Source organism: Pseudomonas tohonis (assembly GCF_012767755.2).
GTDB lineage: Bacteria > Pseudomonadota > Gammaproteobacteria > Pseudomonadales > Pseudomonadaceae > Metapseudomonas > Metapseudomonas tohonis.
Genome location: NZ_AP023189.1, coordinates 6,570,468 through 6,580,714, shown reverse-complemented (window position 1 = coordinate 6,580,714; position 10,247 = coordinate 6,570,468). Strand labels below are relative to the sequence as shown.

Annotated in this window: 4 protein-coding genes; all 4 read left to right on the top strand. The window is 59.1% G+C overall.

Annotated elements, in window-relative coordinates; translation table 11 throughout:
* Positions 1-11 precede the first annotated feature (11 nt).
* The 4 genes from HSX14_RS30160 to xcpS all read left to right on the top strand — a co-directional run bounded on the left by HSX14_RS30160 (position 12) and on the right by xcpS (position 10,214).
* Positions 12-6,287 carry a hypothetical protein gene (locus HSX14_RS30160; protein WP_173179062.1) on the top strand — a complete coding sequence of 2,092 codons (6,276 nt, stop codon included), beginning with the start codon at positions 12-14 and terminating at the stop codon, positions 6,285-6,287.
* Between the two features lie 22 nt (positions 6,288-6,309).
* Positions 6,310-7,218 (top strand): hypothetical protein, encoded by a 909-nt coding sequence (locus HSX14_RS30155; RefSeq protein ID WP_173179064.1) that lies wholly within the window; start codon positions 6,310-6,312, stop codon positions 7,216-7,218.
* 263 nt (positions 7,219-7,481) lie between these two features.
* Entirely contained in the window at positions 7,482-8,999 is a 1,518-nt protein-coding gene (gspE, locus tag HSX14_RS30150; RefSeq protein WP_173179065.1) for a type II secretion system ATPase GspE, read from the top strand.
* The gene (gene xcpS, locus HSX14_RS30145; protein ID WP_173179067.1) at positions 9,000-10,214 is read left to right on the top strand and encodes a GspF family T2SS innner membrane protein variant XcpS; all 1,215 of its coding nucleotides are present in this window, start codon (positions 9,000-9,002) and stop codon (positions 10,212-10,214) included.
* Positions 10,215-10,247: the final 33 nt, after the last annotated feature.

Genomic DNA, 10,247 nt, shown 5'->3' with positions numbered 1-10,247 from the left:
ATCTCTGACAGATGGATATGTTGGTCATGCCTTCCGAATCGAAACGCCGCAGTCGCGCATGGCTGGGCCTGGCCCTGGGTGCACTGCTGGCCGGCTGGACCGCCACGGCCCAGGCGTTCTTCGGCTTCGGGTTGATCCCCGGCATCTATGTCCCGCAGACCTACTACAAGTTCGGGGCCGTCTACACCCGCGCCATCGTGCTCAGCCCCAACGGCAAACCCATCTGGGTGGAATACGGCAGCGACGGCAAGGAAGCCCGCGAGATCGGCGAAGCCACCGGCCCGCTGGAGCAGGCCCAGGTGATGTCCGGCGACGTCTACCGCGCCTACCTGCAACGGCTCAAGGATGCCCGCGAGCGCTATCCGAACGGCGAGGTGATGACCGCCGCCACCTACCGGGGCACGTCCTTCAAGACGGTGGATGGCAAGGCCATCGACAAGCCCAGCCTGAGCCCCAGCAGCCTCACCGTGCTGGTGCGTGGCGAGAAGGAACGCTTCAGCACCAAGGGCGATGAACTGCTGCTGTTGCAGATGCCCATCGACAGCAACGTCACCCCCTCCTCCAGCAGCAAGGCGCTGCTGCTGTCCAAGGAAGGGCTGATCCTCCACCAGGGCACCAACAGCATCGGCTTTCGCGCCGGCTTCTTCGGCAAGGACGGCAAGGTCGACGACAAGAACACCCGCGACCGCGACGCCAAGATCTACGGCCCGCTACCGGGCGTGGGCGTCACCCTGGGCAGCCACGTCACCGGCGGCTATGCGCTGACGGACGACGACGGCAAGTACAAGATGAACTACTTCCTGCCGCCTTGCCCCGGGTTCTTCTTCGAGTACACCACCCCGGCCTACCTGGAGCTCTACTACAAGCGCTTCAACCCCCGGGGCAGCTCCAACATGCCCTACTACCTGACCCGGCCGGACTACGACACCTGCAACGGCATGGGCCTGTGGAGCCTGGACGCCGCGATGGTCGTCCTCACCGCCGCGACACCCATGAAGCAGGCGATGGACTTCCCCATCGACCTGATGGTGCTGGACGGTTCGGCGCAGTTCGGTGGCGGCGTGAAGCTTGGCGACAAGACCGCCTACAGCGACAAGACCGGCAAGCGTGATCACTACCTGCAGGAGAAGTACGACTTCGACGGCGACGAGAAGCCGGACTGGGTGGTGCCTGGAAAGAAGGTGTCCAAGACGGTCGACGGCAAGCCGAAGGAAGTCTTCGTCAAGACCTCCCTGGAGGAGGCGGAGCTGCAGGGAATCTACCTCTCCAGCCGCTTCGACAGCGTTCCGGCGAACACTGAAGAAACCGCCCCCGATTTCACTCGCCTGATCGACGTCGCCCCCGACATGGAGGACCGTGGCCTGCTGGAAAGCATCAGCAAGGACGACCTGAAGGACACGGACATCTACGTGTTCCGCGAATCCAACGGCCAGCTCGTGGCCGAGCGGCGCGGGCTGCACGAGGACGAGCTGTACAAGAACTACTCCGGCGTCGACGAGAAGTCCGGCAGCTTCCGCTACACCATCCAGCTGCGTGGCTCGAAGGAGAACAATTACGCGATCGTCGGCCGCACCGGCGAGGCGGCCTTCAGCAAATGGCAGAGCGCCGGCGGCTTCAAGGAGGAATTCCAGAAGCGCGCGGCCAACCACCTCAAGGCTGGCGAGACGGTGCGCATCATCGCCATCAACCGGCCGACCGGATACATCGGCAGCGTCAAGGTCGAGCTCAAGTCCGCCGTGGCCAGTGGCAACCTTCTGAACTTCGCTGAGCAGCGTATCGAGCTGGCACCACCGAACTTGAAGGTATGGGCCGAGCGCAAGAACAAGATCGAAAAGGGCATGACCAAGGGTGAGCAGAAGAAGCAGCTCATCGGCAACGAAGGTGCTGGCCTGGGCAATGACGTGAGCATCGCCATCTATACCGATTGGCGGGACCGCAACGATGAGCCTTTGCCGGAGGAGCTGGCGGATTATGGCTATACCGGGCGCATGGCCACGTTGGTAGCGGCCAATCAATTTCTTCCAGTCGGCGCCAATAGTCTGTCGCAGTTCAAGATCAAGCCTGGACAGCAGGTTCAGGTCATCCGCCTGCCGGAGCAGGTCTTGGGCAAGCAGCATCTCTATTTGCAGGTTGCTGGTCAGCCCGAAAACCGTAATCCGGACTTTTCCTCGGGGGGGGGGCAAGGCATCTTGCAGTACCGGCCCAAACGCTATGTACCGGTGAAGGTACCGATTAACGACGAGGAGGCCAGCGAACTCAGTCGCCAGGCTTATCGCAAGGTCCGGGACGCTAACCCGAAACTTGACCTGAAAAAGCCGGAGCCGATTTATCAATGGGTATCTCGGCCAGAGCTGCAGTTCAGTTTGTATGAGCTGAACCTCACTGAGGTCCGCAGAAAGGACTATGCCAATCAGGTTAGTAACGTCCTCAACCAGAAAACGCCCTCGTTCGCCAGCAGTGATACATACATTGGCATAATTTACGACCTGCTCAAATCGAGCGTAGGTGCTCTGGAGTCATGGGCGTTCAAAGGTGAGCAGGAGCTTGTATTTGCGTTTGGCGAGCAGGAAGTAAAAGCCACAATTGGCAAGAGCCAGAGCCTAGAGTTCGAAAATATTGCACATCTTGGAAAACTTGATCCTGAGGATTTCCTGTCGATGCGCTTGTACGCGAATAATGATGTGAACAACGTCTTGTTCGAGTTCGCTTTTGAGCATCTCGATTTACAGTCTTCCTTGCTTGGCTACAACAATCAGACCGACGAGATTTGGTATGTCAGTGCTGATGATCCCAAGGTGCCGCTGCGAGCGACGCTTCTTGGCTATGCCGATCGGAGTCCAAAGATTAAAAAACCGCTCACCCTTAGCTGGAAGGTCGAGGGCGACGGCAGTATGGCCGAGGCGATACAGAACGACAGTGACCTTGGGATATTCAGCAATACCTTGACCATGCCGGCCAAGGCTGGAAGTAGTGCGCGTGTCAGAGCTCTATTGCGTGACAGCAATACCGAAGCAGCATTCAAAAAGGTCGTAGTGGTGCCAGGCAAGCCGGCAACTATCGATATCACCGCCAGCGGTAAGGCAGCGGCCATGGAGTCGGATCGTCTATCGCTGACCATTATGGTGAAAGACTCCAGCGGCAACCCTGTAGCGGATGGCACCAGCGTCAATATGTCGGTTAACCAGGATGCTCTGATGCCGGAGTATGAACCTGGCACCGTTAATGGTGTTGCCACCATGACCCTTACCGGTAATGCCTTCGCGGTACCGGATGCGAAAGTAACAGTTAAGGCAGGCAGCATTACCAAAGACTTCGATTTCGCTGTTGAAGGCTTGACGGTCACGCTTGACGGCAGTCCAAGCGAGTTCCTGTTAGGTCAGGAAAGCTCCATTCAGGCGGTGGTCAAAACCAGTTCTGGCAAACCTGCAGCTGGTGTGCTTGTAACGGTTTCGAGTGACCTTGGCTACTTCAAGGAGAGCCAGTACGAGACTGATGCTAATGGACGAATCACGCCTACTTTTATTGCAGGGCAGATGGTTGGCTCAGGTAAGTGGAAAGTGCGTGCTGGTTTTGCGGGAGGGACCGAGCATAGCTTTGCTGTGAAGAGCCTCGGCGGCGGGGCGCAGGCGGATGTGCGTGACGCTATGGTATTGGGGGACCGGCCGAACGGAGGCGTAATAACCCATAACCGCTATGACGGTACAGCGATTGATCTGGAGTACCAGACCCAAGGAGAGTTGAAAGTGACCGGCAAGGCCGGTTCATCAGTCCAGGTGGAACTTGGCGATCTGAGCGATCCAAACCTGGAGCCGCTGCTTGCCTACTACATGAATGACTTGGAGGACGTCGGTCCGGATCAGGATCATCCCAATCGAGTCTTGAGCGATGTTCCAGACGAAGTAGGCTTACATACTGGCACTGGCTTCGACGTAACGGTGGTCAGGGATAATCCGCTTGGCCGGGGTAGCAGTTATGAGTTCAATGGTGATTCAAAGATTGAGCTTAAATCCACCTCGCCCTTGCAGAAAACCGAGAAAATTGGTTTCAGGCTTGACTTCAAAGCCTTAAGCAATGGCGAGATATTCAATCTCGGTGGCGGGCAGCGCCTAAGCTTTAATGGCTCCAGGTTACGCTACGAAGTTGAGACCGAAAGTGGCACATACAGTGTCGAGAAAGTAAATGTTTCGTTGAATGATTGGCATCGCGTGGGTGGGCGCTATATCGACGGACAATTGCAGCTTGAAGTTGACGGTGATCTTGTATCTGCGTCTGCCTCTGGAGCCCTGCAGTATAGCGGTAGCACCTTTGTAGTAGGGCAAGGGTTCAAAGGAAAACTCAACAGTTTCAAGTTGTATGACTGGGCCGCGCAGCCACTATTGCAACTTCCGGGGGGGGGGCAGCAACTCAATTTGCCGATACCTGCGGCTGGAGCCGCCACCGCAATAGTCGAGAGCACGGGCCAGCTGGGTACATTGCAGGCCGGCTCTGGTTTGCGCATGGTTCGTGTGGCTGTGACGGTCGATGGCACGCGTCAATTCGTTTCCGTGCTTTCTACCAAGGGCTATATGGAGTTGGCTGGCCAATATCTCGATACCATCAGTACTGATGCTTCAGGGGTTATCGTCACTGAGCTCAACTACCAGCCTGTTCCTTGGTATCTAGGGCTGACCATCGCTCCGCTGGAGTACATGATTCCTAAAGCCCACGCCGAGGGCTCTTCTGGCGCATGGGGGTTTTTGAAGGCAGCGGTTAATTTCCTCATACCGCTGGAAGACTTCAAGGTACTTGGCGAGCAACTGTATTACTTGGCTACCGGAGACTGGGAAAAATTCGATGCGATGCAGCTGACGCTTGCTGCGCTGGGCGTGTCGACAGTATTCCCCGTAATGAAGCCACTGAAGCTGGTTTTGGCGCCTTTACAAAGATTTGTTCGATTGTATGGGAAAAATCCAATCGTAAAAGCGCTTGCGGCAGTGGTGGGCAGAGCTGCGGAGGAGGCAGCGAAGGGAAGGACCGAAAAATTGGTATCGCTGCTTCCTTATTTCTTGATTGTAGTGGAGATGCTTGAGTCGCCCGATGGCCCCGAAGCCATATTGTCAATGGTTGAGGCTATCGAGAGTCCCGATGATCTTTGGACTTGGATCGAGTTCTTCAGCCTACCTTCCGACGGATGGGAAGATGGTGAGGTTCCTTCAGTTGCCCTGTATACCGAGGAGGCTCCAGAGGCATACAGCGTGGCCGCTTCGGCAATTGAGTTCCTGATACCGAGCGCACAGGCCGCCAGAAAGATCTCTCGTAATCGTCTGAAAGGGAAAGAGGCCGCCGATGCAATTGCCGCAGCTGCAAAGGTTGCAGGCTCACCTAAGAACTTTAGTGCATTGTTTAAAGAACTCGTGCTGTCGCTGAAAGATCCGAGTGCTGCGAAGCTCCGCCCCCTGGCGCACTCGAAGGCCTTGATCATGGCGGGGCTGGGTGTTGTCAAAGGGGCAGGCGTAAATGCTGTTCGTAATTTGATTCGCTCACGTCCGGATGACAGGGTAAGTCGGGTATTGCTGGCAGCTGTCATTACCTATATCCAGGCTCGCGAGGCTGAGGGGGCGTTCCCGGGTATGGAACTCAAGATCTGGACTCTGTATGGATTGGCGTTGGTGTCCAACAACGAAACTCAGCGTCAGGGTGGGACTTTCCAGCTCATAATGCTCGCGTACCTCCAAGCATTGCATGAATATGGTGGGAACCCTGCGGTACTGGATCTCGAAGCGACTCAGAATATCGTCTATAAAACCAGTCTTGGGAAACCGATGCCCAGTTATCCTCGGCGCGTTGATATCGTCGTGGGAACGTCCGCGGATCAACAATGGTACGAAGTAAAGTCATTGCTCAATGCGCGTTACATAGGCAGTAATTTTGGGGCGGGAAGTAGCTACCATCGTGAGTTCTATGCTGATCTAGCGGCTTCTTATGGTTTGCTCGGTAGTGCTGGTAAAAAAGTTAATGCATATTGGCGCTTCCATTCGTTCAAAGCCAAAGATGGCAGCAGGAGTCCCACGTCCGCTGAGTTCAACAAATTCAATCCACGCAAGCATCTATGTGAGCCTATGAAAGGAGTTTCCTCAACGGAAACACTGGGTGAAAAGTGGAAGGAATCTGTTCTGGAGACTGCTTGTAAGACTTCGCAAAGTGTCGAGTTGATGACGAATAGAACGATTCTTGTCGATATTTTGAAATCGAAAGAATTTTCCGAGCAGTTCAAGAAAATATTGGAAGAGGTCGGAGGTCTAGACTGATATGACTGGTAAAGTGCAGCCCATGACTGATGCGCGAAAGGCGGCTTGGGAGAATATAAAATTTCGCCTGACGTATGCTGGGCAGAAAGTGGCGTTTAAGGTTTTCGAGGCCTACTTTCTCAAAGGTAAAGAGCCTAACTTGCGCCCCATGGAAAACGACCCCATCCCCTTGGTCTACCGTCTCTGGCTTTCTCCCGATCAAAGCACCGAGTCCTGGATCGAGATAACCAGGCGCTTTCTCGCAGGCCCTGAGGCGTGGACAACCCATGTGAGTATCGAGCCCACTGGTGATGGTCAATCATGGAGAGAGCTCTGCAAAGGGCTCTCATGGGGGTGGCAGATCGACAGAAGCCTGCGTGACTCGTACGAGATACTGATGCAGCACGCTAGTGCCCGGCACTATGACGGTGCAACTCCTTATGAGGGCTCCGACGTCGTTCCTCCGTTGGGTTTTATGGGAGGCACCGAAAAGAAGCTCTACCATTTCCTTACCGGCCGGACGCCCGGTAGTGAATCCCTTAGCTACAAGGGCAAGAAACTTTTCGAGCCCAGCTCTTATTTTGGACATCTCTTTTATTATGACTCCTGCCTATGGCTGGACGGCAAAATACCAACAAATCCCTATTGCATATATAACTACATGGGGAAACATTGGTTTGATTCCATGAATGCCGCGTATATGACGGAAATTGAAACGGATCAAGCGATACAGTTTTATCTAAACTGCTTCCTTGTACTGGTAGCTCGCTATCCCGAGACGGGAGTCGATGATCAGCGCGCAGCCTATTGTCATGAGCTACGCCAATTACTGGATACCGGCCCCTTGCTGGAGCCTCTACAAACAATGTGGCGCCAGGCAAAGTCTAATCTTGCGCGTATTGACTTGAATGCATACAAGCAGAAGGATCCGTTCTATATCGGTGAGTTCTGAGGCATCTTGGGTGCTCGGCCAACCGCCAAGGGCACCATATTGTTCTCACCGATTCCCCTTCATGATGCCGAAGCGTCTTTAAGCATAACTGCCCGCCGAACGGCACCCTTTCCCTGCGCACTCCCGCACCAAATCGCCCCTCCACCTGTGATTTAATTGCACCGTGCCATCGCTCCCCGCCCGGGGGGGCGGTGGCGCTCTAGGCTTTGGCAGGCCGGGACTCCGCCTGCTGTCCGTCGGCCTCCAACGCAATGGATTCTGCGATGCCCAGCGCCAGCCCTCTCGATCCCGTCGACTCCCCTGCCGAGGCCGTCAGCCTGCGTCGGTTGCCGTTCGCCTATGCCAAGCGCCACGGGGTGCTGGTCCAGGTCGGGGCGGATGGGGCGCGGCTGGTGTACCGGCCGGGCACGGCCCTGGCGGCGGTGGGGGAGGCGTTGCGTTTCGTCGGGCGGTCCCTGGCGTTCCAGGCGCTGGATGCGGCGGCCTTCGATGCCGCGTTGAGCGCGGCCTACCAGCATGATTCCTCGGCGGCCATGCAGATGGTGGAAGGGCTGGGGGACGAGCTGGACCTCGCCAGCCTGGCCGAGCGGGTGCCGGAGACCGAGGACCTGATGGAGCAGGAGGACGACGCGCCGATCATCCGCCTGATCAACGCCATCCTCGGCGAGGCCATCAAGGAGAACGCCTCCGACATCCACGTCGAGACCTTCGAGAAGCGCCTCGTGGTGCGCTTCCGTATCGACGGCATCCTCCGCGAGATGGTGCAGCCCCGGCGCGAGCTGGCGGCGCTGCTGGTGTCGCGGATCAAGGTCATGGCCAAGCTGGACATCGCCGAGAAGCGCGTCCCGCAGGACGGCCGTATTTCCCTGCGCGTGGCCGGGCGCGAAGTCGATATCCGCGTCTCCACGCTGCCTTCGGCCAATGGCGAGCGCGTGGTGCTGCGCCTGCTCGACAAGCAGGCCGGGCGCTTGACCCTGCAGCACCTGGGCATGAGTGCGCGTGACCGCTCGCAGATGGAAGAGACCGTGCGCAAGCCCCACGGCATCCTGCTGGTCACCGGGCCGACCGGTTCGGGCAAGACCACCACCCTCTACGCCAGCCTGGTGACGCTGAACAACGGCACCCGCAACATCCTCACGGTGGAAGACCCCATCGAGTACAACCTGGAAGGCATCGGCCAGACCCAGGTCAACGCCAAGGTCGACATGACTTTCGCCCGTGGCTTGCGCGCCATCCTGCGCCAGGACCCGGACGTGGTGATGGTCGGCGAGATCCGCGACCGCGAGACCGCCGAGATCGCCGTGCAAGCGTCCCTCACCGGCCACTTGGTGCTCTCCACCCTGCACACCAACAGCGCCATCGGCGCCATCACCCGCCTGGTGGACATGGGCGTCGAGCCCTTCCTGCTGTCGTCCTCCCTGCTCGGTGTGCTCGCCCAGCGCCTGGTGCGCGTGCTCTGTTCCCACTGCAAGGAGCCCTACCAGGCGGACGCCGCCGAATGCGAGGTGCTGGGACTCGACCCGGCGCAGCCGCCGACGCTCCACCGCGCGCGCGGCTGCAGCGAATGCAACCAGTCCGGCTATCGCAGCCGCACCGGCATCTACGAACTGGTGGTGTTCGACGACCACATGCGCACCCTGGTGCACAACGGCGCCTCCGAGCAGGAGATGACCCGCCACGCCCGCACCAGCGGCCCGAGCATCCGCGATGACGGCCGGCGCAAGATCCTCGAGGGCTCGACCACGGTGGAAGAAGTGCTGCGCGTGACCCGGGAAGAATAAATGGCCGCCTTCGAATACATCGCCCTGGACAGCCGGGGCCAGCAGAAGAAGGGCGTGATGGAGGGCGACAGCGCCCGCCAGGTGCGCCAGCTGTTGCGCGACCGCCAGCTCGCCCCGCTGGATGTGAAACCCACCCGCACCCGCCAGGAATCGGTGGGCAGCCGCTGGAGCTTCCAGCGCGGGCTCTCGGCCATGGAGCTGGCCCTGCTCACCCGGCAGATGGCGACCCTGGTGCAGGCCGCCATGCCCATCGAGGAGGCGCTCGGCGCCGTCGCCGCGCAGAGCGAGAGCGGCCGGGTCAAGGCGATGATGCTGGCGGTGCGCTCCAAGGTGCTCGAAGGCCACAGCCTGGCCGGCGCCCTCAAGGAATTTCCCAGTGCCTTCCCCGAGCTCTACCGCGCCACGGTCGCGGCTGGTGAGCACGCCGGCCACCTCGGGCCGGTGCTGGAGCAGCTTGCCGACTACACCGAGCAACGCCAGCAGTCGCGGCAGAAGGTCCAGCTGGCGTTGCTCTACCCGGTGATCCTGATGTGCGCCTCCCTCGGCATCGTCGGCTTCCTGCTGGGCTACGTGGTGCCCGACGTGGTCAAGGTCTTCGTCAACACCGGGCAGGAGCTGCCGGCCCTGACCCGTGGCCTGATCGCCGCCAGCGATGTGGTCAAGCACTGGGGCTGGCTGATCCTGCTGGTGGCCGTGGCGGGCATCAGCGGCCTCAAGGCATCGCTGCGCAGGGACGCTGCGCGCCTGCGCTTCCACATCATCCTGCTGCGCATTCCGCTGGTGGGGCGCCTGGTGCGCGCCACCGACACCGCGCGCTTCGCCTCCACCCTGGCGATCCTCGCCCGCAGCGGCGTGCCGCTGGTGGAGGCACTGGGCATCGCCGCCCAGGTGGTGGCCAACCGCGCCATCCGCGCCAAGGTGGTCGTGGCCGCGCAGAAGGTCCGTGAAGGCAGCAGCCTGACCCGCGCCCTGGAGCAGACCGGCGAGTTCCCCGCGATGATGCTGCACATGATCGCCAGCGGCGAGAAGTCCGGCGAGCTGGACCAGATGATGGCCCGCACCGCGCGCAACCAGGAGAACGACCTGGCCGCCCGCATCGCCATGCTGGTCGGGCTGTTCGAGCCCTTCATGCTGGTGTTCATGGGTGCGGTGGTGCTGGTCATCGTCCTCGCCATCCTCCTGCCCATCCTTTCCCTCAACCAGCTCGTGGGGTAACCGCGTGAAATCAGGTCGTACGCAAGCAGGCTT